The 21,055-nt window shown below is 54.4% G+C and carries 27 protein-coding genes and 1 tRNA gene; 17 read left to right on the top strand and 11 right to left on the bottom strand.

Going from position 1 to position 21,055, the window contains the following annotated elements; all coding sequences use genetic code 11:
• Window positions 1–7: 7 nt before the first annotated feature.
• The 5 genes from NUS69_RS02920 to NUS69_RS02900 are packed head-to-tail and all read right to left on the bottom strand — an operon-like array spanning window position 8 to window position 2,535.
• Complete coding sequence (locus NUS69_RS02920; RefSeq protein WP_258084353.1) at window positions 8–472, bottom strand: methyltransferase RsmF C-terminal domain-like protein; 465 nt, start codon at window positions 470–472, stop codon at window positions 8–10.
• Complete coding sequence (locus NUS69_RS02915; RefSeq protein WP_258084352.1) at window positions 469–1,404, bottom strand: tRNA (cytosine(49)-C(5))-methyltransferase; 936 nt, start codon at window positions 1,402–1,404, stop codon at window positions 469–471. The genes NUS69_RS02920 and NUS69_RS02915 overlap by 4 nt, the downstream gene beginning before the upstream one ends.
• Before the next feature lie 9 nt (window positions 1,405–1,413).
• Window positions 1,414–1,842: an archease gene (locus NUS69_RS02910; protein ID WP_258084351.1), complete on the bottom strand. Its 429-nt coding sequence runs from the start codon at window positions 1,840–1,842 to the stop codon at window positions 1,414–1,416.
• The gene (locus tag NUS69_RS02905; RefSeq protein ID WP_258084350.1) at window positions 1,839–2,306 is read right to left on the bottom strand and encodes a type II toxin-antitoxin system VapC family toxin; all 468 of its coding nucleotides are present in this window, start codon (window positions 2,304–2,306) and stop codon (window positions 1,839–1,841) included. The genes NUS69_RS02910 and NUS69_RS02905 overlap by 4 nt, the downstream gene beginning before the upstream one ends.
• Complete coding sequence (locus tag NUS69_RS02900) at window positions 2,275–2,535, bottom strand: ribbon-helix-helix protein, CopG family (protein ID WP_258084349.1); 261 nt, start codon at window positions 2,533–2,535, stop codon at window positions 2,275–2,277. The genes NUS69_RS02905 and NUS69_RS02900 overlap by 32 nt, the downstream gene beginning before the upstream one ends.
• 92 nt (window positions 2,536–2,627) lie before the next feature.
• On the opposite strand from NUS69_RS02900, the gene panB reads away from it, so the two are divergent.
• Both panB and NUS69_RS02890 read left to right on the top strand, forming a co-directional pair.
• Window positions 2,628–3,485, top strand: a complete 858-nt coding sequence (gene panB, locus NUS69_RS02895) for a 3-methyl-2-oxobutanoate hydroxymethyltransferase (RefSeq protein ID WP_258084348.1) — start codon at window positions 2,628–2,630, stop codon at window positions 3,483–3,485.
• Complete coding sequence (locus NUS69_RS02890) at window positions 3,486–4,151, top strand: glycosyltransferase family 2 protein (protein ID WP_258084347.1); 666 nt, start codon at window positions 3,486–3,488, stop codon at window positions 4,149–4,151.
• Here the strand turns inward: NUS69_RS02890 and NUS69_RS02885 are convergent.
• A complete protein-coding gene (locus NUS69_RS02885) occupies window positions 4,126–4,983 on the bottom strand; it encodes a DMT family transporter (RefSeq protein WP_258084346.1) in 858 nt (285 codons plus the stop codon). The genes NUS69_RS02890 and NUS69_RS02885 overlap by 26 nt on opposite strands.
• A gap of 222 nt (window positions 4,984–5,205) precedes the next feature.
• Between NUS69_RS02885 and NUS69_RS02880 the strand changes: the two genes are divergently transcribed.
• Window positions 5,206–5,643: a hypothetical protein gene (locus NUS69_RS02880; RefSeq protein WP_258084345.1), complete on the top strand. Its 438-nt coding sequence runs from the start codon at window positions 5,206–5,208 to the stop codon at window positions 5,641–5,643.
• 94 nt (window positions 5,644–5,737) lie between these two features.
• On the opposite strand, the gene NUS69_RS02875 is transcribed toward NUS69_RS02880, so the two are convergent.
• Window positions 5,738–5,814: transfer RNA gene (locus tag NUS69_RS02875), tRNA-Thr, on the bottom strand.
• A 39-nt stretch (window positions 5,815–5,853) separates the two neighbouring features.
• On the bottom strand, window positions 5,854–6,669 hold the full coding sequence (locus NUS69_RS02870; protein WP_258084344.1) for a phosphatase PAP2 family protein: 816 nt from the start codon (window positions 6,667–6,669) through the stop codon (window positions 5,854–5,856).
• Between the two features lie 108 nt (window positions 6,670–6,777).
• Between NUS69_RS02870 and NUS69_RS02865 the strand changes: the two genes are divergently transcribed.
• Window positions 6,778–7,224 carry an HAD family hydrolase gene (locus NUS69_RS02865; RefSeq protein ID WP_258084901.1) on the top strand — a complete coding sequence of 149 codons (447 nt, stop codon included), beginning with the start codon at window positions 6,778–6,780 and terminating at the stop codon, window positions 7,222–7,224.
• A 3-nt stretch (window positions 7,225–7,227) separates the two neighbouring features.
• Window positions 7,228–7,857, top strand: coding sequence for a YigZ family protein (locus NUS69_RS02860; RefSeq protein WP_258084343.1), 630 nt, complete (start codon window positions 7,228–7,230; stop codon window positions 7,855–7,857).
• Window positions 7,858–7,901: 44 nt separating this feature from the next.
• On the opposite strand, the gene NUS69_RS02855 is transcribed toward NUS69_RS02860, so the two are convergent.
• Window positions 7,902–10,601 (bottom strand): DEAD/DEAH box helicase, encoded by a 2,700-nt coding sequence (locus NUS69_RS02855; RefSeq protein WP_258084342.1) that lies wholly within the window; start codon window positions 10,599–10,601, stop codon window positions 7,902–7,904.
• Between the two features lie 171 nt (window positions 10,602–10,772).
• Here NUS69_RS02855 and NUS69_RS02850 point away from each other — a divergent pair, with 171 nt between their 5' ends.
• The 10 genes from NUS69_RS02850 (at window position 10,773) to NUS69_RS02805 (ending at window position 18,128) form a co-directional block, all read left to right on the top strand.
• Window positions 10,773–12,548, top strand: a complete 1,776-nt coding sequence (locus NUS69_RS02850; RefSeq protein ID WP_258084341.1) for a ribosome biogenesis/translation initiation ATPase RLI — start codon at window positions 10,773–10,775, stop codon at window positions 12,546–12,548.
• Window positions 12,549–12,750: 202 nt separating this feature from the next.
• Window positions 12,751–13,458: a DUF4405 domain-containing protein gene (locus NUS69_RS02845; protein ID WP_258084340.1), complete on the top strand. Its 708-nt coding sequence runs from the start codon at window positions 12,751–12,753 to the stop codon at window positions 13,456–13,458.
• Window positions 13,458–13,682, top strand: coding sequence for a hypothetical protein (locus tag NUS69_RS02840; RefSeq protein ID WP_258084339.1), 225 nt, complete (start codon window positions 13,458–13,460; stop codon window positions 13,680–13,682). Before NUS69_RS02845 ends, NUS69_RS02840 begins: the two co-directional genes overlap by 1 nt.
• Window positions 13,683–13,917: 235 nt before the next feature.
• Window positions 13,918–15,105, top strand: a complete 1,188-nt coding sequence (locus tag NUS69_RS02835) for a hypothetical protein (protein ID WP_258084338.1) — start codon at window positions 13,918–13,920, stop codon at window positions 15,103–15,105.
• 132 nt (window positions 15,106–15,237) lie between these two features.
• Window positions 15,238–16,038 carry a DUF2202 domain-containing protein gene (locus NUS69_RS02830; RefSeq protein ID WP_258084337.1) on the top strand — a complete coding sequence of 267 codons (801 nt, stop codon included), beginning with the start codon at window positions 15,238–15,240 and terminating at the stop codon, window positions 16,036–16,038.
• A gap of 41 nt (window positions 16,039–16,079) precedes the next feature.
• A complete protein-coding gene (locus NUS69_RS02825) occupies window positions 16,080–16,382 on the top strand; it encodes a hypothetical protein (RefSeq protein WP_258084900.1) in 303 nt (100 codons plus the stop codon).
• Complete coding sequence (locus tag NUS69_RS02820) at window positions 16,379–16,561, top strand: hypothetical protein (RefSeq protein WP_258084336.1); 183 nt, start codon at window positions 16,379–16,381, stop codon at window positions 16,559–16,561. The genes NUS69_RS02825 and NUS69_RS02820 overlap by 4 nt, the downstream gene beginning before the upstream one ends.
• Before the next feature lie 76 nt (window positions 16,562–16,637).
• Window positions 16,638–16,934, top strand: a complete 297-nt coding sequence (locus tag NUS69_RS02815) for an ArsR/SmtB family transcription factor (protein ID WP_258084335.1) — start codon at window positions 16,638–16,640, stop codon at window positions 16,932–16,934.
• A gap of 2 nt (window positions 16,935–16,936) precedes the next feature.
• A complete protein-coding gene (locus NUS69_RS02810) occupies window positions 16,937–17,134 on the top strand; it encodes a hypothetical protein (RefSeq protein ID WP_258084334.1) in 198 nt (65 codons plus the stop codon).
• 1 nt (window position 17,135) lies between these two features.
• A complete protein-coding gene (locus NUS69_RS02805; protein WP_258084333.1) occupies window positions 17,136–18,128 on the top strand; it encodes an AIR synthase family protein in 993 nt (330 codons plus the stop codon).
• Here NUS69_RS02805 and NUS69_RS02800 read toward each other — a convergent pair.
• Both NUS69_RS02800 and NUS69_RS02795 read right to left on the bottom strand, forming a co-directional pair.
• On the bottom strand, window positions 18,125–18,997 hold the full coding sequence (locus NUS69_RS02800; protein WP_258084332.1) for a type I restriction endonuclease: 873 nt from the start codon (window positions 18,995–18,997) through the stop codon (window positions 18,125–18,127). The two genes, NUS69_RS02805 and NUS69_RS02800, sit on opposite strands and share 4 nt — an antisense overlap.
• A 2-nt stretch (window positions 18,998–18,999) precedes the next feature.
• Window positions 19,000–19,740 (bottom strand): Rossmann-like domain-containing protein, encoded by a 741-nt coding sequence (locus tag NUS69_RS02795; RefSeq protein WP_258084331.1) that lies wholly within the window; start codon window positions 19,738–19,740, stop codon window positions 19,000–19,002.
• A gap of 68 nt (window positions 19,741–19,808) precedes the next feature.
• On the opposite strand from NUS69_RS02795, the gene NUS69_RS02790 reads away from it, so the two are divergent.
• Together NUS69_RS02790 and NUS69_RS02785 are read left to right on the top strand one after the other, a co-directional pair.
• A complete protein-coding gene (locus NUS69_RS02790) occupies window positions 19,809–20,600 on the top strand; it encodes a class II glutamine amidotransferase (protein WP_258084330.1) in 792 nt (263 codons plus the stop codon).
• A gap of 44 nt (window positions 20,601–20,644) precedes the next feature.
• Window positions 20,645–21,052: a CBS domain-containing protein gene (locus NUS69_RS02785; RefSeq protein WP_258084329.1), complete on the top strand. Its 408-nt coding sequence runs from the start codon at window positions 20,645–20,647 to the stop codon at window positions 21,050–21,052.
• Window positions 21,053–21,055 lie beyond the last annotated feature (3 nt).

The raw sequence follows: 21,055 nt of genomic DNA, 5'->3' as shown, positions 1-21,055 counted from the left end.
CGTTATTTTAAGCTTTCGCGGGGTCTTCAAGCTTAAGCCTTTTCTCCTTCGGCACGTAGTTTATGAGCCTTCCATCTTTAGCCTTGGCCGAGCCGATGTAGTATGAGCGCCACTTAACTATCACCCACCCATGGAGGTCCTTATCTTCAATCTCGACGCTCTCACCCGCCAGGTACAGCCTCGCCCTCTCGTCGTCCAGCTCGACGAGGTTTTTGGTCGCCTTTGGCCCAACGAGGAAGGAACCTTCGATGCTCAGCCTTATTCCATCGCTCTCCACCCTGCCGAAGTACACCCCGTTTCTGTCGGGCCCTCTGATTTCGAAGGAGCAGGGCTTCCATGCGTAGACCTTGTGGTACCTCCCTCGTATCTCATAGTGGAGATCCGGTGCATATCCGTAGTTCTCCAGGAGAAGCCTTTTGACGAGCTCGGTGTCGCTCGTCTTTCCTATCTCATCCCTCGGGTTTTCGCTCATGCCCCTCCCTCCGGCTTGACTATCTTCGCTATGAAAAAGGCCTCGGTGTCGTTGTCGTTGGGGTGTATGCGGAGAGCTTTCTTCAGTTCCTCAGAGTACTCCCTCCCCTCCCACTCAAGAACCGGCTCGCTGGTCTTCACCGGCAGATCTATCTGCTCAAGCCTCGCATCGGTCTTCCTCAGGAGGTAATCAACGACCTCCTCGTTCTCCAGGGGGTCTATCGTGCATGTTGAGTAAACCAGAGTCCCACCCGGCTTGAGCGCCCGGTAGGCGGCCAGGATGAGCCTCTTCTGGATGTTCATGTACTTGATGACGCCCCTCAGGCGCCAGCTCTCCAGGAACTTCCACTTCTTCCGTATCATCCCCACCGAGGAGCACGGCGCGTCGAGGAGAATTCTGTCAAAGGTATTTTCAAAACGGCCGAAGTAAGCCCCGTCCTTCGTAGTTACGCGGGTGTTTAAGACACCCATCCTGTTGAGGTTCGCTATGAGGACGTTGGCCCTGCTGAGTTTCGGGTCGTTGGCTATTATACAGCCCTCGTTCTCCATGTACTGAGCTATCTGGCCGGTCTTTGAACCCGGTGCGGCAGCCATGTCGAGGACCAGCTCACCCGGCTTTGGGTCGAGGACGACCGGGGGTATCATGGAGCTCGCTTCCTGGCCGAAGATGAGGCCGAGGCTGTGCTCCGGAACCTTCGCGAGGTTGTCAACGTTGATGAAAAAGCCCTCGCGGATCCAGGGAATTTGCTGGAGTTCAAACTCCTCTCTAAGTCTCTCAACCACCACTTCAAGCGGTGCCTTGAGGGTGTTGACCCTTATGCTCTGCCGCAGAGGCCTAACTATGAACTCCCAGAACTCGTCGGTGTCTTCGAGCATCGAATAGCGCTCGTAGAAGGCCGGGTTGGTCTCCCTAATCCTGTCCCTCGCGCTCATGGAACCACCTCACAGGTCTGGCACCAGCTGGGCCATCCACCTGCCATCCGGCAGCATTTCGATTTTCATGTCATGGTAGGTTATCGCCTTCACCTCTTCCTTCGGCTCGTGCTTCTCGTAATCCAAGGGCTCGCCGCAGGCCTTCGCCCTGAGCAGGTAGCCCTCCCCGGTCTTCTCTATCTCAACGTCAACGTCCCCGAAGACAAGTCCCTCCATGTCGTGTAGCACGAGAAGCTCCTCAAGGAAGTTGTAGAGGAGCGCCATCAAGTCTTCGCCCTCAACTTCTACCTCACGACATTCTCTGCTCTCGACCTTTCTCACATCAACCATCACGTCAAAGAGCGCCAGCGCAACGGCCTCGAAGGCCTCCTCAAGGCTCTCACCGTACCCCCTGATTCCAACATCAGCCGTGTGCTCGTAGTGTTCCCACTTCCTCATGCCCTCACCCCCACGAGAAGTATTGAGTTCAAACCCTCTTTAACCGCCGCTTCATGAAGCCTCTTATCTGCGGTATAGAAGCTCTCGGCTCCCACGTACTTTGCGGACACTATCTGCAGGGCGTCGGCTTGGTACAGGTGGTGCCTTTCAATCAACTCCCACGCATCGGCCAAGAGCAGGGAATGAACGGGGACGACCTCCAGGACACCTAACCTCGTGAACCTCTTTACCTCAGCCAGAAAACCCTTCTTCAGAAAGTCAAAGTCCTCCCAGCTGAGATGACCCCTCCTCATCTTCTTGTCGAGTATCCCGATTACCTCCCCAATGTTCCAGAAGCTGAATGCCAGCTTCACCTCACCCCTGTAGGCGTCCCTGAAGGCTTTCCTCACGACGTCGCTTCCCTCTTCATTCAGGTACCTCTTCAGGATTGCGCTACTGTCCAAGTAAACGCTTTTCCCTGCCATCTCTCATCTCCCTCAGGAGCTTTTCACTGCTCTCTCCTCCCACGTTGAGGGGCTCGAACCACAGTGGGATTTCGGAGTCGTCAATGTCCCTCAGAACCTCGTTTATGAGGTAGTTCATCAGCGCCTCCTCCAGCAACTTGCTGACCTCGCTCCCCTCCCTAAGGGCCAGCTCCTTAAACTCCCTCCATAGTTCCTCATCAATATAGACGCTCGTTTTGACCTTGCCCATGTCACCACCTGTAGGTAATTACCGACGTTGGTATATAACCCTATCGAAACCGTTAATTAGGCGGGAACCTTTAATCTTCCAGGGGTGAGAGAATGAGGGAGATAACGCCTCGGAAAATAATCGAGATGAAGGGGAAGGAAAGGATAGCAATGATAACCGCTTACGATTATCCCTCAGCGCTCATAGCTGACAAAGCAGGCATGGACATAATCTTCATCGGCGATTCACTGGGAATGGTCGTCTACGGCGAGGAAAACACGCTGAACGTTACGATGGATCAGATGGTATTCCACACCAAGGCTGTGGCGAAAGCTGTAAAGAGGGCGCTCGTTCTCGCTGATATGCCCTTCGGCAGCTACGAGATCGATACCGACGAGGGCGTTAGAAACGCCGTAAGGCTCATTCAGGCCGGGGCGGATGCGGTGAAGATAGAAGGCGGTTACGACCACAGGAAGCTCGTGAGGAAGCTGGTCCGCATGGGCATCCCGGTAATGGGGCACACGGGGCTTACGCCGCAGCGCTACCTCCGCCTCGGCGGCTACCGGCTGATGGGAGAGACCGAAGAGGAGATTGAGGAGATCCTCCGCGATGCCCGGGCACTTGAGAAGGCCGGCGCTTTTGCCGTCGTCCTTGAGTTTACCCTCGCAGATGTGGCCAAGCTCGTCACAGAGGAGGTCTCGATTCCTACCATTGGAATCGGTGCCGGGCCCTACGTTGATGGACAGGTTCTCGTCTGGCACGACCTCCTGGGAATCTATGAAAACACGCCCCCATTCGTGAAGAAATACGCCGACATCGGTGGGATGATAAGACTTGCCCTTGAGAATTACCGCGAGGAAGTAAAAGAGGGCAGGTTCCCGGCGAGGGAGCACTACTGGGAGTTCCTCGATAAGGACGACTTCCGGAGAAAAGCCCAGAGGGCCCTCGAAAGGCTCGGAGAGGATGAGTAGATGCTGAAGGGCAGAAGGGTCACCGTCATAATACCAGCCTACAACGAGGAGACAAGGCTCCCGAAGGTCCTTGAGAGGATCCCCGACTTCGTTGACGAGGTCATAGTCGTTGACGACGGCTCAAGCGATGGAACGTATAAGGTGGCCAAAGCATTTTCCGAGAAGGACTCCAGGATAAAGGCCATCAGGCTGAAGAAAAACTGCGGCAAAGGCTGTGCAATGCGTGAGGGGATCAACCACTCCAGCGGCGACGTTGTGGTCTTCATGGACGCCGACGGCCAGCACAAGCCGGAGGAGATAATAAGCCTCGTGGAGCCTATAGTCTCGGGCAACGCGGATATGGTAATCGGCGCTAGGAGAGGAGATGTGAGCCAGCGTCCACTCCACAGGAGGCTCAGCAACATAATAACGACGAAACTCATAAGGCTCAAGCTGCGCCAGTACGTCTACGACACTCAGAGCGGCTTCAGGGCATTCAGCAGGCAATTTCTTCCGGAGATAGAGAGCGACCGCTATGAGGTCGAAACCGAGATGCTGATAAAGGCTGCCAAGATGGGGGCCCGAATAAAAGAAGTGCCGGTGAGCATGATATACGACCCCAGTAGGGAGGGACGTTTTGGGGTAAGGGATGTCTTTCGCTTCATTGGTGCCTTGCTCCGGTTCTGAGTTCGCTCTCCACCTTTACCGCACCCAGTGTTCCCAGGGTAATGAGGAGGAAACCGAGGAAATGGTAGACTGTAAAGCTCTCGCCGAGCAGGACACCCAGCCCTATCGCAACCGCAGGGGCAGGCGTTATTATTGCGGTCGCCTTGGAGAGGTTGATGAGCTTTATCGACCTGTACCAGACCAGCTGGCCGAGGGCTATGACGAGGCCCTCTGCAATCACGAATGCTGAAACCTCCAGCCCCGTGGCAACCGCCAGCGGGAATAGCAGGAGGAAGCCGAAGGTATTCCTAAGGGCCGCTATCGTTGGCGGGCTGTAAGGCAGCCTTTTGGCTATAACGTGGCCGAGCTGCCAGAACAGCGGGACGAGGAGAAGAAGGATATCTCCAAGATGGAGTTCGAGAGAGCGTCCCTGGAGTATTACGATGGCCAGCCCTACGATGATTGCGAGGGAGTAGGCGATAAGCCTTCGGGTTATCTTCTCCCCCAGGAACAGCCAGGAGAGAATGAAAGAGAACAGAACTTCGCTCCGGGTTATCAGGGCGGCGTTTATGGCCGTGCTCATCCGCGCTCCAAAGGAATACGCCAGATAGGCGAGCGCCGTGCCGAAGAACCCCATTAAAAATGCCCATCTCAGATCACCCCTATTGTTACTTACCTCCCTCCATGCCCCCCTCCAGAAAAGACCACCCCAGAGGATAAGCGATGCAACGAGGGCAGAGAACGCTGCGAAGCTTATTGGATTTGAAGGATTGGACTTTATTACCACGGGCTCAAGGCCGTAGATGAACATCCCGGTTATCGCAAAGAGTACTCCCGTGGATTCCCTTTTCATATGCTCACCTTCGCCCTCCATCTTAAAAAATCCACGGAAAAATTTTTCAGAGCTGACGGCCTTCCTGTCAACCGGAAGCAAAAGTAAGCCTCTCATATCTTGGATTTTGTCCAAGACTGTGGGTATGTTCCAGATTGTGGAAACAGTGGTAACAAAAAAGAATAAAACTAACACTTAAAGTCACAACGTTTAAATACATCAGTAACGAGATTAAAACTGGGGATGGGGGTGGCGGCGATAACAATGGGCCCACTCACGATGAAGCGTATTGAAGCCCTGGGGTTCACGATTCTTGTTATAGGGCTCATCTTGGTAGCCGCCACCCTATGGGGGGCCTCATACAGGTTTCAGGAAAACGTCGTCATATCCCCTGGAGGTTACTACGTTTACAAACTTGAGGGCTACGAGTGGAGCGTGATTCAATTCTCGATAAAGTCAACCGAACCCATAACGGTATGCATCACTGATGAAGTTGGGCTTAGAATACTGAAATCCGGGGATGGTGCTCTATGCCTCTTCAAAGTGGACGACACGACCAGCGTTGAGAAGATCTGGCGGTTCCCCAAGGAGGGACCCATGTACATGATAATCATTCCCGAGTCAAACGGGGGGCCAGTTTCCGTCTCCGTCCATGTGAAGGGTGGACTGGTTCTCTGGTGATTCCCCTAATTGTGATGACCTAAAAAACACTCACAAAGATGCTGTTCTGGTGGGGCTTTCACTCAAGAACTAGCCAGAAAAACAGGGACAATTATGGAGCCGGGAGCGGGATTTGAACCCGCGACCTGCGGATTACGAGTCCGCCGCCCTGCCGAGCTAGGCTACCCCGGCACCCGATGTTAAGGTTCACGGGAAGTTTATAAGTTTTTCTCAGGGGCCGGGGAGGAGCCCGTTTATAATCCCCAGCCACCTGTCCGGACTGGCGGCAACTATGAGAACCAACACCGCGAGGAGGAAGTTTACCACAGTTACCTTCCTCAGGGAGGCAATTTCCAGGTTATAGAGTGTCTCTGGAATCCTGGTGCCTTTGCCCTCAGTAACTCTGGACATGAGAACGCCGAGAGCTATACCTGCCAGAACATCATAGATCCAGTGGTGGCCGAGAAAGAGTGTGGCAAAGGGTATCAAGGTGTTCACGAGTATAATCGCTTTTCCTCCGAGATTCTTCCTGTACTTCCAGACGGTAATTATGTTTATCGTAACGATGGTGTTGTGGAGAGATGGCAAGACAAACTCCTGCCGGGTCAGGAGGGTGTTCGAGGAGTTGTAACCTGGAAGGTTATAGACAATGTGAGGGGCGTATACGTGGACAACGAGATATACGGCACCGGCTGTGATATAGGCCGCCAGATATCGGATGAACAGTTCATCAGATGCCGCCAAGTCTCCCTTATAAAGAAGCAGGTACGCAACGGCCAGTGCTATGGATCCAGTAAAGCCGAGGTAATAAACAGTCGTGAAGAAGGAGTACATGAGGGGAATGCTCTTTGTAAATTCCACCAGTCCAACCACGAATTCCATTGAGGTTAGGGGAAGTCTCAGAAACTCGTTCGTGACGTCAACGCTCCAGCGACCAATGATTCCGTACAGAACTCCGAAGGCTATCCACCCAAAGTAGCTCAGGAAAAAGGCGTTGAGCCTGATAAGCACTTCCGGATCGTGGAGACGGCGCTGAAGCAGGTTCATGCCTTTTACCCCCGAGTAGTTAAACCTTTAATTACTCGCTCTTGGATACACTACCGCCTTGGACTCCAACCCTTAAAAACCTTGCACCCAATTATCACCGGTGAGAGCATGGAGATACCAAACTACGGCAGGGTCGAATTCCAGGCTGTTCTCTTTGACCTCAACGGAACCCTAGGGGAGAGCGGAAGAGTAGAGGAGGAAGTTAAACATCTCCTTGAAAGGCTTGCAGACAGATACACGGTCGTCGTTCTGAGCGCAGATACCTTTGGAACCCTGGAGGAAGAGCTGAGGGGCCTTCCAGTGAGGATCGAGAGAGTTTCCAGCGGCACTGAGAAGGCCAGGATAGCCGAGGGCTACAAACCCTATGCCGCGGTCGGCAACGGCAACAACGACGTGGCAATGCTTGAGGGGGCAGAGCTGGCTTTCTGCGTGATAGGGCCGGAGGGAGCGAGCATAGATGCCCTTTTGGCGAGCGACGTGGTGGTGAGGGACGTTAAGGATGTTATGGCGATGCTCCTCGATGAGAAGAAACTCATAGCGACGCTCAGAGGGTGAGCTATGGACTACAAAACGCTGAAGAAAATCGGAACGGCGGAGCTGGTGATCAAGAAGTCCGTCTTCATAGGCTACGCCTCGCCGGCAAAGACTGAGGACGAAGCCAAGGAGTTCATAGGGAAAATCAAGGCCCATCACAGCGACGCGACCCACAACGTTTCAGCCTACCTCATCAACGACGGAAAGAACTTCGCGATTCGCTATGATGACGACGGGGAGCCAAAAGGCTCTGCTGGAAAACCTGTGCTCAAGGTTATCCAGAACAAAGGTTTGAGCAACGTTGTAGTCGTTGTTACCCGCTACTTTGGCGGCATAAAGCTGGGCTACGGCGGTCTGGTTAAGGCTTACAGCGATGCGGCAAGTTTAGCCATCGAAAACGCGGGTATAGTCGAGGTTTGCGAGACGGAGCGCTTCCAGGTTACATTCCCCTACAGCCTCTTTCACCTCGTCAGAGATACCGTTAAGAATTCCGGAGGGAGGATCGTTGGGGAGGAGTACGGCGAGCTGGTAACCTTCACAGTTGAGACGAGAAAGGGCGAGGCGGAAAATCTGATGGAGCTTTTGAGGGAGAGGACGAGGGGGAGGATAAGGCTGAGGAGGCTCTTCATGAGTTCGTTTGAGGGGAGCCTCTGAGTTTTTACATACCATGTAAATTACATCCCATGTAAAAATCCAAGTCAGTCATCCCTGCTCCCAGAGGGAGACCCTTCCAAAATCCTCTCCCAGACCCTTATCGCGGCCCACTTGTCTAAAAACTCGTTGAAGGTGCCGCACTTCGGGGAGAGCGTGCACACAGGACAGCCGTCCTTACAGGAGCATGAACGGAGATACTCAAGGCTCTTCTTCATCAGCCTTTCGGCGTTCTCGTAGAGTATGGGAGCCAGGCCACTCCCCCCTTCGTTGCCGTCGTAGATGAACACGACCGGCCTTCCGACGTGGGGTAAGCCCGGGAAGCTCGCGTAGCTGTAGCCGCCTAGCTCCCTTGAATCCACGTAGGTGAAGATGGGGGCGATCTTTATCATGTTGTGCTCTATCGCATGCAAAGCGGAGCCGATTCCGTCCTTGCTGTCAACCATCTTCTTTATCGCAAAGGCCAGCTCCCCGTCGCTGATTCCGAGCCTCTGGAGGGCATCACCTATGGTTTTCCTTATAATGTGGGTCGTCGTCCCTAGGTAGAGGGGGAAGAGCTTCCTCCTGTCAAGGTTGCTGTAGAGGGTGAAAGCGATGTCTTCAAAGCCTTTCTCCCTCGCGACCTCGAAGAACTCCCTGAATTCCTCGCTCGTAACTTCCCTTATCGAGTCCGGAAAGACGAGCCATATTCCCTCCGTCTCGAACTCCCGGACGTAGGGCTCCTCGAACTTCACCTTCGCGAACTTCTCCCAGTTGAGGATCGAGAAGTCCTCCTCCACATCCACACTCTCGCCGGTCATCGGGGAGTATATCTCGGCCCTGAGGATTTCACTCTCCCTCAACTTCAGAAGCTCCTTGACGTAGTTCCCGGTGTCTGCCCCTTTGACGGCGAAACCTGTATAGACATGCCTGACCCTCAGCCTGCCGAGGTGTATCTCCACTCCCCGGTGGGTTTTCTCCTCCCTGCTCTCCAGTATCTCGACTTCCTCCCTCTTGGCCACGAAGGTCTCCACGTCCCAGAAGCGGTTAAGTCCCCTTGCGAAGACGAAGTGGAACTTTCCGAGGGAGAGCCTGTCCCCGGCCATGTAAAGCTCTCCCCGTGAGAAGTAGGCCATTCCCGGGAGGAGCGAGCGGTGGTACTCGTCGGAATCTACCTCCTCGATTATGTATCCCTTGAGCTTGAGCCAGTTGATGAAGTTGAGCAACTCCCTGAGTGAAGACTTCTCCATCAGCCTGCCCCGCATCCACGGCTCGTCCCTAACGAGGAAAAAGGTCTCGTCGCTCGCCGTTCTCAGGGAAGAGTAGCTGAAGGCCGGCTTCCTGAGGCGGAGCTCCAGCTTCCCTGTGATGGGGTTCTTCCGGAGGTCGGCCTTCCGCTCGATGACGAGCCTCTCTGCAATCTTCCTCTCGAACTCGTCAAGCTCGTCCCAGTCGATTATTCCCAGCTCGGTGAGAAGGTAGTGGATGTGCTTCTCGGCTATGCGCTCGTTCTCCAGGTTAACCGGCATGTACTCGATTATTCCACGCTCAAGCCTCCCGATGAGCTCCTCAAAGTGCTCCCGGTAGTAGTAGTCGAGCCCGTTCTTCCTGAGGACTACGGCGTTCAAGGCTTCCCTTTCCGTTTTTCTCCCGGCCCGGCCAAAGCGCTGAATCAGCGAGAAGAGCCCGTCCGGGGGAATTCCGTAGTTGATGACGGCATCGAGGTCACCGATGTCTATGCCGAGCTCAAGGGCGTTGGTCGTTAGGAGAACGAGCAGCTTGCCCTCCTTGAAGTCCCGCTCTATCTCCCAGCGGACGTTCTTGGGCAGGGTTCCCTTATAGGTAGTCACCTTCGAGAAAACCTTTGAACCGAGGAGGAAGCGAAGGAGCTTTTCGGCCCCCCTACGGCTGTCGAAGAAGACCAGCGTCTTAACCTTCTCCCCGGCGAGCCTCTCAACGGCCGCCCGAAGGAGCTGCCTCTCGTCCAGATTCCTCGGCTCGAAGAGGACGAGGTATCTCCTCGGAAAGGGGTTGGTAGCGTGGCTTATTGCACTGAACCTCCTCCTGAAGAGATTCTCGGCAAACTCCCGGGGGTTCCTCAGGGTTGCCGAGAGCGCTATGATCCGGGGCTTTGCTCCAAGCCTCTTCAGCCTGAAGTCAAGGCGGCGGAAGAGGTACGCGAAGTTGCTCCCGAAGACGCCCCTGTAAACGTGGAGCTCATCAACGACCAGGTAGCGGAGGTTTCTGAGGAGCCACTCGTAGTCCCTCCAGCGACGCAGAATGTTGTAGTGGAGCATGTCCGGCGTTGTAAAGATAACCCTCGGCTTCTCGCGGATTAAAGTTCTCCTCTCCTCCCACGGGACATCGCCTGTCAGGATTCTCGCGCTCACGAGCTTTCCGGTGAGGCGGTAGAAGACGAGGTTCTGGATGGAGAACTTTTCAAGCTGGTTGTTTATGAGGGCCCTCGTGGGGTATATGAGCAGGTAAGTCGCGCGGGGGTCGGAGAGGTAGGAATCGAAAATGGCCAGCCGGAATATCTCGCTCTTGCCGCTGGCGGTCGGGGTTGTTACAACGATGTTCTTCCCGGAGTAGAGCTTCTCCAGCGCCTCAACCTGATGGTGGTAGAGGGTGAAGCCCAGCTCGTTGAGGAGCTCGTTTATCTCGGGGTTGTTGAACCGAAAATCGGAGAACTCGCCTTCCTTGGGCGGAAAAACGTGAACCCTCGCTATCTCCGACTTGAGGGGTTTGAGCGTCTCGAAGAGCGACATGGAGATAAGTTCGGTTGGATGGCTAAAAAAAGTAGCGGGCACCTGCCGTCGAAACATGACGTTTTGAAGAGCTGTGAGATGGCGAGGGGAACGACTTGGACTGCCGGATAAGAAGGAACCAACCCGCAACCCTTTAAAAGGGCTTTCGGTAGGCTAAGTCGGTGGTGAGTGATGAGGATAGCGGTCATCGATTACGACAGGTGCAACCCCGATAAGTGCGGGCACTTCCTGTGTGAGCGCGTTTGTCCCGTCAATCGAATGGGGGGAGAGGCGATAATCATAGACGAGGAGAACTACCGCCCCGTAATTCAGGAAGCGAGCTGTACCGGCTGTGGAATCTGCGTCCACAAGTGCCCATTCAACGCAATAACGATTGTGAACCTTCCGGAGGAGCTCGAAGAGGGCTGCGTCCACCGCTACGGCGTCAACGCCTTTGTACTGTACCGCCTGCCGGTCGTCAAGGACGGTATGGTCGTCGGAATCCTTGGGCCGAACGGAACGGGTAAGACTACCGCCGTTAAGGTTCTTTCGGGTCAGATAGTCCCGAATCTCTGCGGCGACAACGAGGATTGGGACGCTGTCATAAGGACATTCCGCGGCAACGAGCTTCAAAACTACTTCGAGAGACTGAAGAAAGGCGAGATAAGGCCCGTCGTCAAGCCCCAGTACGTGGACTTAATCCCCAAGGCGGTCAAGGGTAGAGTTAGGGACCTGCTGAAGAAGGCTGACGAGGCGGGCAGGTTTGAGGAAGTTGTGAAGGAGCTTGAGCTTGAGAACGTCCTTGACAGGGATATAAGGCACCTCTCCGGTGGTGAGCTTCAGAGGGTTGCCATTGCGGCCGCGATGCTCAGGGATGCACATTTCTACTTCTTCGACGAGCCCTCAAGCTACCTCGACATAAGGCAGCGCCTCAGGGTGGCAAGGATAATCCGCAAACTTGCCGACTCCGGAAAGGCCGTCCTGACCGTTGAGCACGACCTAGCGATCCTCGACTACATGAGCGACATAATTCACGTGGTCTACGGCAAGCCCGGAGCGTACGGTATATTCTCCCAGCCCAAGAGCACGCGCAACGGCATAAACGAATTCCTGCGCGGCTATCTCCGCGACGAGAACGTTCGCTTCAGGCCGTATGAAGTCAGCTTCACCAAGAAGAGCGAGAGGAAGAGCCAGGATGGCGAGATACTGGTCGAGTATCCGAGGCTGGTAAAGGACTACGGGGGCTTCAGACTTGAGGCCGAGGGCGGAACCCTCTACGTCGGTGAGGTGATTGGCATAGTGGGCCCCAACGGGATAGGTAAGACCACCTTCGTCAAGATGCTCGCCGGGGTGGAGAAGCCAACGGAGGGCGAGGTGGACTGGACGCTCACAGTAAGCTACAAGCCCCAGTACATCAAGGTGGACTACGAGGGAACGGTCTTCGAACTGTTGAGCAAAATAGACGCGGGGAAGCTGATGAACAGCTTCTACAAGACCGAACTCCTGAACCCCCTCGGCATTCCCGACCTCTACGACAAAAAACTGGACGAGCTGAGCGGTGGAGAGCTCCAGCGCATTGCCATAACGGCCTGCCTGATTCGCGACGCTGATCTGTACCTCCTCGACGAGCCATCAGCACACCTCGACGTCGAGCAGAGGCTGGCCGTCTCAAAGGCAATACGCTCACTCATGGCAAAGAACGAAAAGACCGCCCTCATAGTCGAGCACGATGTCATGATGGTGGACTACCTCAGCGACAGGCTCATAGTCTTCGAGGGTGAACCCGGAAGGAGCGGAAAAGCTCTGCCCCCGATGGGGATGAGGGAAGGCATGAACCGCTTCCTTGCCTCCGTTGGAATAACCTTCAGAAGGGACCCGGAGACGGGAAGACCGAGGGCAAACAAGGAAGGCTCCGTGAAGGACAGGGAGCAGAAGGAGAGGGGCGAGTACTACTACGTCTCGGCATGAGGCATCCCGTGGTATTTTTCATATTTTTCGCTTTTCTGATGGTCTTTTCCTAGTTTCATGTAAGCGCCGGTGCATCCGAAATCTTTTTAAGCTAAGCTAGCATATGTAAGATAAAACATACATATGTTGGTGATAGTGTGATTAGGTTCGACGCAATCGCCGGAAAGCTCTACAGGATAAAATGCCGCGGGAGGTGCCGGTGATGGGAAGGTGGACGGCTCCAGCATGGCTGAGGGGCACAATAGACCTCGTCCTCACCATAGTGTTTGTAATACTCGCCGTGTCCGGGATAGCCCTCTACCTGGCACCATCGGGGAGGATAGCGGACACGATAGGATGGACGTTTCTGGGGCTGGACAAAGATACATGGACAAACGTGCACACGTACATGGGCTTTGCCATGATAGGACTTATAGCGGCGCACCTGATAATAGGCTTCAGAAGCATGCTCACCATGCTCAGGATGGGCTTCAGGCAGAGCAGGTGGAAGCCAGCGGTGGCTTTTCTGCTCACCATGGGGCTCGTCCTCGGCGGATTCCAGGCGTACAAGGCGTACTTCACGGAGGAAGACTCAACGGAGAGCACCGATTATGTCGCCTATCTCCCGAGCGAGACCAACGACACAACATACACATACGTGGAGATAACCGGCTCAATGCTGAAGACGTACACCCTCCGGCAGCTGGCGGACATCTACGGCGTCTCGGCCGATGAGCTGGCAGGGGTGCTGAAGAAGGACTACGGCATTGAGGCCAAGACCGACGAGCTGCTTGAGGTCATAGAGGCCAACAACGGACTGGATCGCGAGGTTTTCAAGGAAGAGCTGGCTTCGGCCATTGAAAAGCTCCTTGGAATAAGCAATGCTGAAGCCAACAGCACGTCGGAAACAGCGGAAGGGGGTGAAAGCTGATGGGGCCGTATTTCTCTCAGTACATCTACGCCGAGACACCGGGATATGTGGCATATCTGAGCATAGCCCTCTGGCTCGTCCTCCTCGCAGTGGTGGCCACCTCGATGTACAGCCTCACCAAGAGCCTCAACTCCCTGCTCTGGGAGATGAGGGAGATAAACGCCACCGCCCTTGAGCTGATGAACGAGACCAGCGATGTGGAGAAGATACTGGAGCAGGTGTAAAGGGAGTATCTCCCTTTATTCAATCACAATTCTTTTCTGGAAATTCGATTTTTTATATTCTCTCCTCAAACTCTCCCTTAAACGCAAATAAACGGTGAATAACGTTGTTTAACGGTAAAAATCGAAAAAAGGTAGGAAAAGCCGCTTCAGTAAACAAGAATGAATTTAAGCACACGATTTCGTGAAAAAAGCTTAAATATTGCTTTTCTCATAGAGAACATTGAGGTGAAGGGCCATGATGTGGAAAAAAGGTGTTGCATTGCTCTTTGGTTTGATGCTCGTGGCAACCACACTGTCCTTCGGGAAGGTAGCGGCCGAGGGCACTTCAGTGACTGTGATTCTGGTGAGCGACAACGAGGCTGACTGCGCCATTGCTGAGTATTTGGCTAACGTAACTGGGGCCGTGATAGTCACGACTACATGGGGCGTCTATGACCCGAACGTCACTGCCGAGATCATGAGTTACGCTCCGGATGAGGTGATAATAATCGGAGGACCCGATGCCGTGGTTGAGCAGTACGTGACTGACCTTCAAGAGCTTGGGATTACAGTCGAACGCTGGGGAGGCCAGAACAGATACGAAACCAACATCATGGTAATGGAACAGGCAAAACTCAAATTCAAACTCATGTTCAACAACAGCGTGATAATAGCCCCCGGAAACGACAGCGCAGCCATCAGGGCCGCTCTCAGGATGGCAGTTCGCAGAAAGGCCATGATAGCCTTCGTCAACGACACCTCAAACATAACCAAGCTCATGCTGAAGCTTCAGGTAAGGAACGCCAACGTAACCATCGTGCAGACCCCGGTTATGAGCAAAGTGATGCTCCACATAAGGGAACAGCTGAGGGAAAAGATGAACTGCAACTGCACCGAGATGGAGGTCAACATAACTGCCGAGACAGCACTTGAGGCCATCAACGCGAGTGAGGAGAGAATAGCGACAGCCAAGGAGATGCTGGAGAATGTGACTCTAAGCCCACCCGAGGAGCGGCTCGCCACAAGGATGCTGAACCTCGCTGAAAAAGAACTGGAGAACGCCAAGGATGCCTACGAGATGGGCAGGTATGGTAAGGCGTACGGACAGGCCATAGCGGCGAAGGCCCATGCCGAGTTCGTCATCAGGATGGCCTCTGACAGATGGAGCGTAGAAATACAGACCAACATGACTATGAGGGCAGAGATGTACGTCTGGAGGCTTGAGAGGCAGATCATGATAATGGAAAAGACTGGGCTTAACACCACCGAGCTCCAGGCGTTGGTAGACCAGCTCAAGGAGGCCATAAAGAACCGCGACTACGATGCCATAGATTCAATAATGCAACAGATAAGGGAAAAGCTCCTTGAGCTCTATGCCAACGGCAGGGGCAAGTTTAGAGAGCGCATGGTGTTCCCCGCCCATGGCAGACACGGAAGGCCGTAAAATCCCTCCTCATTTCTTTTTATAGTTTGGATCGGGCAATTCCTTCTGGCTCTTCTAACCGAAAACTTTATAAGACCTCGCACATATGTAATATTGAGCTTACACATGTAGGAGGTTGAGACCAGGAGAAAGATGTGGTTTGGAATTGGGCTGATAGCCCTGCTGGTGGGAATGTCCATTGGGGCGGTTTCAGCGTACATGGGAACTCCAGGGCCGAACCCGTACGCATCCCAAACAACCGCTCCAGCGACGAACAGTGTCCTTGACACTTACTACTCAGACCTGAGTCAGGAGGAGATTGATGGACTGCTTTACATGCGCGAGGAGGAAAAGCTCGCAAGGGACGTCTACCTAACGATATACGAAACCTACGGCCTTCAGGTGTTTTACAACATCGCCCAGAGCGAGCAGAAGCACATGGACGCCGTGCTGAGTCTGCTGGAGAAGTACAACCTCACCGATCCGGCCAGCGATGAGATAGGGGTCTTTACTAACCCCGACCTGCAGGCCCTCTACGACCGGCTCATCGAGATGGGGGGCGGGAGCGTTGTCGATGCCCTCAAGGTTGGGGCACTGATAGAGGAGACCGACATAGTGGATCTCCAGGAGAGGATAGCCCAGACCGACAACGAGGACATAAAACTCGTCTATGAGAACCTCATGGCTGGCAGTGAGAACCACCTCAGGGCCTTCACGGGCCAGCTTGAGGCCTACGGGGTGACCTACGAGCCGCAGGTTGTGAGTGAGGACTACTACCAGAGCGTTATCGGCACGACACCCAGTCACGGATACGGAGGTCACGGCATGATGGCCGCCCACGGACAGGCGGGAGGAATGCAGGAAGGGGGCATTGTGGCGGGTATAACCAGCGCCTTCAGGCACGCCTGGGCGTGGATGAACGGGCTCGCCCAGAGGATTGGAATGCCTATCTGAAGCTTTCTTTTTATTCCTATTTACAAAGAGGAGGGTTGGTGATGGAAGCTAAAGCCTGGCACTTCGTTGAGTTTGGTGAGTTTCCCGTTGAAGAGATCGATGTTGACGAGGTGAGGGACGACGCGCTGGAACTTCTCGGGCGCGTGATCGTTGAGAGGTACGAGACATCACGCGGAACTGTCCTCAAGCTCGTTGATGAGCACGGAAACTACATCGGAAAAGTTGTTGGAGGTTGCTCCTTGGAGAAGCTCTCCATTGGGAGTGCCTACCAGACCCCGTTTGGGATAAAGGTGACGCTGGACTGCGGCGAGAGCGTTGTTGGCTGGCTCTACCTGGAGGGATGACTATGCCAAGAGGGTTTGGAGGCCCAATAACGCGCCCCGGCTTTGGAAGAAGAGGACTCTGGTGGATGTGGTGGGGCTTTGGAATATTTGCCATATTCATTCTCTTCGCCCGCATTGCTCTACTGCTGCTCCCCCTCGTGCTCCTTGGTGCCCTGCTTTACGCCCTCCTGAAGCGCTGATTCGAAAGCTTTTTATTTTCTCCATCCAACCTATGTAAGAGTCCGCTGTCCTATGGAAGGCCAAGAGTGATGCGAGATGGTCGAGAGCATACAGGAAATAACAGTGATTGCAGAGGCCCTGAGTTCCCCTGTTAGGGTAAAGATACTCAAAATGCTCTGCGAAAAGGAGTGGTACGTTTATGAACTGGCCAAGACACTCGGCATTTCCCGCCAGTTGCTCTACCTCCATCTCAAAAAGCTTGAAAAGGCCAACCTAGTCGAGAGCGAGCTCCGTCTGGAGCCCAACGACCCCAGGGCAAAGAAGTACTACCGGGCAAAGCCGTTTAAGTTCGTCGTTGATAATGAGACTATAAAGAACCTTAAGGAGGTGTGATAATGCCATACGCATCGACCCCGAGCGGGTGGATAAGCATAACCCTCGGGCTCATTCTGATCGCAATAATGGTCTTCGCCTTCTATCAGATGAACAAGACACTCGGGGAGCTCAAACTTGAGCTCGCCCAGCTGAGGAACACACTGGAGGAGACCAAGAGACACACCGAGGAAGTCAAGAAGAAGCTTGAGGAAGTCTGAAATGCTGCCTCCAGGTAAAATCCCTCCGGAGAAGCTCAGGGAGCTGGTTTTTAACCATCTCGGGGCTAGAGGGGAGAGGGTTATAATCGGCGCCGACCTGGGCATAGATGCCGCCGCCATTGATTTCGGTTCTTCCATTCTCGTGGCATCGACAGACCCGATAACGGGGGCTGAAAAGGGGATAGGCTTCTACGCAGTCCATATTAACGCCAACGACGTAGCTACGTTTGGAGCGAAACCAAAGTGGTTTCTGGTGAGCATACTCCTCCCAGAGGGCGCCGATGAGAGTCTCCTCACAGAGATAATGCGCGAGCTCCACGAGAGTGCATCGAAGCTCGGGGTTGCCATAGTCGGCGGTCACACCGAGGTAACTCCCGGCCTGGAGAGGCCGATAGTGGTAGGAACGATGCTCGGGGAGGTTGAGAGGGAGAAGCTCGTAACCTCCAATGGAGCCAAGCCGGGGGATGCCATTATCGTCACCAAATGGGCCGGCCTTGAGGGGACGTCGATAATAGCCAGCGAGAGAAGCGGAGAGCTGGAGAGGGCCTTCGGTAGGGAGTTCGTGGAAAAAGCCAGGTCTTTCATCGAGATGATAAGCGTTGTGGAAGATGCACTCACGGCCAACGAGGTCGGCGTCCATGCCATGCACGACCCGACGGAAGGAGGCATAGCCAACGGGCTCCACGAGATGGCGGATGCCGCAGGGATAGGCTTCCGCGTTTACCGGGAGAGGATTCCCATCAGGGAAGAGACTCTGAAGATATGCGGGTTCTACAACCTGGACCCGCTGGCACTGATAAGCTCCGGAACCCTGATGATAGCCGCACCCAAAGAAAGGGTCGATGCAGTCGTCAATGCCCTGAGGAGGAAGGGCATAAACGCCGCAGTCATAGGTGAGTTCGTGGAAGACCCGGGTGTAAAGGTAATCGTCGAGAATGGAAGGGAGAGGCCTCTTGAGAGGCCCGAAAGCGACGAGCTCTGGAAGGTCGTCTAAAGCTCCACGGCTATTCTCAGCCTTTCCTCTTCCTCAAGCTTCCGGAGTATCTCCAGGGCCGTTTTTGGGTCTAGCCTAAGCGTTCTGAGGTGCTCGTAGGCCTTTCTTATCTCCTCCCGCTGGTAACCCGACGATTTCTTCTCCATGTACAGCAGAACCGCAAGGAGAACGCCTTTGATGCTATTCTCTGGTAGGGGCAGGAGCTTCCAGCCGTTATCATATACGTAAGCCGCCTTGGGCTCTTCGTCCCCCCGGAGTCCCCCCACAGGGATCGTCGTGGAGCCCTCGCGGGAGGTCAGATACTCAACGAGGGTCTTTTCCGAATAACCCTCCCTCCTCAGCCCCTCAAAGCTCAGCTCCAGCGCCTTGAACAGGGAAGAAAGCCTCTCAATGTTCCTTATCTTTGATTTGGAGAGCAGGGAGAGCTTGAGAACAGCCCTCTCGGGGGGCTCCTCCTCAATGTTTACAGCAACCAGAACCCTGTCCCAGAGGCGGGACCCCTGCTCAAATGCCTTGACCACTATCCAGACCGTGCCATTCGTGAGAATCCCGTACCCAACACCGGAGTTGAAGCAGTACCTAGCCAGCTGGCGGAGCGGCTCGTCCCTTTTCAAGATGTTCACACCCATGTTCTTTGCCTCGACGTAGGCAAAGACCTCTCCGTCCAGGATAAGGGCGTAGTCGGCCCTTCCATCCTCGGTTCTCTCCTCCGGCCGAACCTCCTCCGGGTTGTTCCAGTCCCAGCCGAGCGCCTGAAAAATCTCACCGATGAGGTGCTGTTTTACTGCCTCTTCGTTCCTGACGTAGAGGCTCCTGTGAGCGCGCACCTTCCTGAGAACGTTGAGCACGGCTTCCCTGAGCTCCTCCATGCTCATACCTCCAGAACGTACTTTCTGCTCCCCGCCTCAAAACCCCTGAAGGAGCCGAGTTTGAGCCTCACGAGGGCAGACTTGACGTCCACAACGTTCATCGATGCAAGGTGTGTTACTCCTGTGCCCCTCAGGAAATCCGGGAGGAGCTGGGCACTTGGGCCGGTAAGGACAAATAGCTTGGCCCTCTTCGCCCTGTCCAGCATCATGTCGAGGGTTCCGTTGACTACTGCCGAGCCGCTGACTATGAGGGCATCCACCTCCGGAAGGAGCCAGTACTCAAGGGCATCGCTTAATGTTTCTCTGTCCCAGAGCTTGGGATTCCGCTCAAAAACCAGAACCTCGAATCCCCTCTCACGAAGGCTCGAAACAACCGGGGGCATGTTTCCAATGACCGCGACCTTTTCAACATCATCCTCCAGAAGTTCAACAACATCTCCCTTCGGGGCGTTTGATACATTCAGGAGGTACTGGGAAAGGGCGTTTATGGCGGCAACCCCAAGGGTCCTTTCGATCACGTTGAGGCTGTCTGCCTTGTGGATAAATCCCTCCAGTGAGGGTTCTTTGATTGAGTTTTGATACCTGCCAACCTCTTCGGGCAGTGTCATGGCCACGCCCAGCGCTAAACCGCGCTTCCCTTCGATGAGAACGTAGCTGTACGGAAGTGCAAAGGAGAAGTCGATTAACCGGAAGTCCTCGTCTATTATATCCAGTGCCCTTCGTTTAATCTCCCTCAGCAGCATGGGGTTTCTTACTCTCCGAGACCTAAAAGCTTTTGGGGACACCCGAGAATTAACCCTCGGTGAAAAACATGTGTCGAATACTCTTCGCCACCGGGGAGGGTAGAGAAATCGTCCCTCTCCTTGACGCGATAGTCAAAGCATCTGAAAATGACCCGTACAAGGAAAAACGCGGGAGGGGAAAGCAACACCGCGACGGCTGGGGCTACGTGCTCCTGAAAGATGGAACCGTGAGGCACTACCGGTCGATGAGGCCCATATTCGAGGACGCCGAAGCTGTGAAGGCCCTGCGGGATGAGCTCACAGGTTTTGTGACGCTTATGGTGCACTCCCGGGCGGCGTCTCAGGGCGTTAAGAGCCTCTTCAACGTCCAGCCCTTTGCATTCTCCTCAAGGCACGGCTTTACATTCTGGCTCCTCCACAACGGCGACCTTGACAAGTCCCGCATCATAGAGCTGGCCGACCTCGATGAGAAGGAGCTTGAAAACGTCTCGGACACCTACGTCTTTGGAGCATACCTCTGCAGAAGGCTCCAGAGCCCGACCCTGAGCAACCTGCTGGTCCACTACAGGACAATCGAGGAGACCACAAAGTCCCTCTTCAACACCGTGACCCTCTTCCACCGCTCGGGGGGAGACTTCATCGCGTTTATTACGGCAAGGATGAGTGAGAGCTACATGGAGAACTCCCTGAACTACGACTACGGCAAGCTTCTGCTCCTGAGAAGGGAGAACCTCTTCGCGGTGGTCTCATCAACCCTGGAGCTCTACTATCCGGCGGAATACGAGGTGGTTCCAAACGAAACGGCATTCTGCGTGCGCATCCGCGAGGATACATTTGAGGTTGAGACCGTCCACCTGTGAAACGTTATATACGATGTTCCCCCATTTTTATTTTGGGTGGTGGGATGGACACAAACGCCCCTATTAAAGTCTACATGACGAGAAAGCTCATCGGCGTTGAGCCAAACGATAGCATACGGCGGGCCTGTGAGGTCATGGTGGAGTTCGACATAGGTTCCCTTGTCGTCGTGGAGAATGGCAAGGTCATAGGCTTCTTCACGAAGAGCGACGTTATACGGAGGGTCGTGATCCCCGGGCTCCCCAACACAACCCCCGTGAGGGAAATAATGAGCGGGGAGCTGATAAGCGTCGACTCCAACACTCCACTCAGGGAAGTCCTGGATTTGATGGCAAAGAAGGGCATCAAGCACATGCTCATCGAGGAGGATGGGGAGATAGTCGGAATATTCAGCCTGAGCGACCTCCTCACCGCCAGCAGGAGAAGGCTTGAGACAGCCATAGCGGCTGAGTGATAG

Source organism: Thermococcus thermotolerans (assembly GCF_024707485.1).
GTDB lineage: Archaea > Methanobacteriota_B > Thermococci > Thermococcales > Thermococcaceae > Thermococcus > Thermococcus thermotolerans.
Note: the sequence above shows the minus strand (reverse complement) of the source record. Positions and strands in the feature narration are given on the sequence as shown.

Excerpts from the sequence above, each read along its gene's own strand:
- NUS69_RS02810 (WP_258084334.1), top strand. The coding sequence starts at position 16,937 with ATGCCATACGCATCGACCCCGAGCGGGTGGATAAGCATAACCCTCGGG.
- NUS69_RS02790 (WP_258084330.1), top strand. The coding sequence starts at position 19,809 with ATGTGTCGAATACTCTTCGCCACCGGGGAGGGTAGAGAAATCGTCCCT.
- NUS69_RS02795 (WP_258084331.1), bottom strand. The coding sequence starts at position 19,740 with ATGCTGCTGAGGGAGATTAAACGAAGGGCACTGGATATAATAGACGAG.
- NUS69_RS02915 (WP_258084352.1), bottom strand. The coding sequence starts at position 1,404 with ATGAGCGCGAGGGACAGGATTAGGGAGACCAACCCGGCCTTCTACGAG.
- NUS69_RS02825 (WP_258084900.1), top strand. The coding sequence starts at position 16,080 with ATGGAAGCTAAAGCCTGGCACTTCGTTGAGTTTGGTGAGTTTCCCGTT.
- panB (WP_258084348.1), top strand. The coding sequence starts at position 2,628 with ATGAGGGAGATAACGCCTCGGAAAATAATCGAGATGAAGGGGAAGGAA.
- NUS69_RS02880 (WP_258084345.1), top strand. The coding sequence starts at position 5,206 with ATGGGGGTGGCGGCGATAACAATGGGCCCACTCACGATGAAGCGTATT.
- NUS69_RS02845 (WP_258084340.1), top strand. The coding sequence starts at position 12,751 with ATGGGAAGGTGGACGGCTCCAGCATGGCTGAGGGGCACAATAGACCTC.
- NUS69_RS02860 (WP_258084343.1), top strand. The coding sequence starts at position 7,228 with ATGGACTACAAAACGCTGAAGAAAATCGGAACGGCGGAGCTGGTGATC.
- NUS69_RS02785 (WP_258084329.1), top strand. The coding sequence starts at position 20,645 with ATGGACACAAACGCCCCTATTAAAGTCTACATGACGAGAAAGCTCATC.
- NUS69_RS02910 (WP_258084351.1), bottom strand. The coding sequence starts at position 1,842 with ATGAGGAAGTGGGAACACTACGAGCACACGGCTGATGTTGGAATCAGG.
- NUS69_RS02890 (WP_258084347.1), top strand. The coding sequence starts at position 3,486 with ATGCTGAAGGGCAGAAGGGTCACCGTCATAATACCAGCCTACAACGAG.
- NUS69_RS02865 (WP_258084901.1), top strand. The coding sequence starts at position 6,778 with ATGGAGATACCAAACTACGGCAGGGTCGAATTCCAGGCTGTTCTCTTT.
- NUS69_RS02805 (WP_258084333.1), top strand. The coding sequence starts at position 17,136 with ATGCTGCCTCCAGGTAAAATCCCTCCGGAGAAGCTCAGGGAGCTGGTT.
- NUS69_RS02835 (WP_258084338.1), top strand. The coding sequence starts at position 13,918 with ATGATGTGGAAAAAAGGTGTTGCATTGCTCTTTGGTTTGATGCTCGTG.
- NUS69_RS02820 (WP_258084336.1), top strand. The coding sequence starts at position 16,379 with ATGACTATGCCAAGAGGGTTTGGAGGCCCAATAACGCGCCCCGGCTTT.
- NUS69_RS02840 (WP_258084339.1), top strand. The coding sequence starts at position 13,458 with ATGGGGCCGTATTTCTCTCAGTACATCTACGCCGAGACACCGGGATAT.
- NUS69_RS02830 (WP_258084337.1), top strand. The coding sequence starts at position 15,238 with ATGTGGTTTGGAATTGGGCTGATAGCCCTGCTGGTGGGAATGTCCATT.
- NUS69_RS02815 (WP_258084335.1), top strand. The coding sequence starts at position 16,638 with ATGGTCGAGAGCATACAGGAAATAACAGTGATTGCAGAGGCCCTGAGT.
- NUS69_RS02800 (WP_258084332.1), bottom strand. The coding sequence starts at position 18,997 with ATGGAGGAGCTCAGGGAAGCCGTGCTCAACGTTCTCAGGAAGGTGCGC.
- NUS69_RS02920 (WP_258084353.1), bottom strand. The coding sequence starts at position 472 with ATGAGCGAAAACCCGAGGGATGAGATAGGAAAGACGAGCGACACCGAG.
- NUS69_RS02900 (WP_258084349.1), bottom strand. The coding sequence starts at position 2,535 with ATGGGCAAGGTCAAAACGAGCGTCTATATTGATGAGGAACTATGGAGG.
- NUS69_RS02870 (WP_258084344.1), bottom strand. The coding sequence starts at position 6,669 with ATGAACCTGCTTCAGCGCCGTCTCCACGATCCGGAAGTGCTTATCAGG.
- NUS69_RS02905 (WP_258084350.1), bottom strand. The coding sequence starts at position 2,306 with ATGGCAGGGAAAAGCGTTTACTTGGACAGTAGCGCAATCCTGAAGAGG.
- NUS69_RS02850 (WP_258084341.1), top strand. The coding sequence starts at position 10,773 with ATGAGGATAGCGGTCATCGATTACGACAGGTGCAACCCCGATAAGTGC.
- NUS69_RS02885 (WP_258084346.1), bottom strand. The coding sequence starts at position 4,983 with ATGAAAAGGGAATCCACGGGAGTACTCTTTGCGATAACCGGGATGTTC.
- NUS69_RS02855 (WP_258084342.1), bottom strand. The coding sequence starts at position 10,601 with ATGTCGCTCTTCGAGACGCTCAAACCCCTCAAGTCGGAGATAGCGAGG.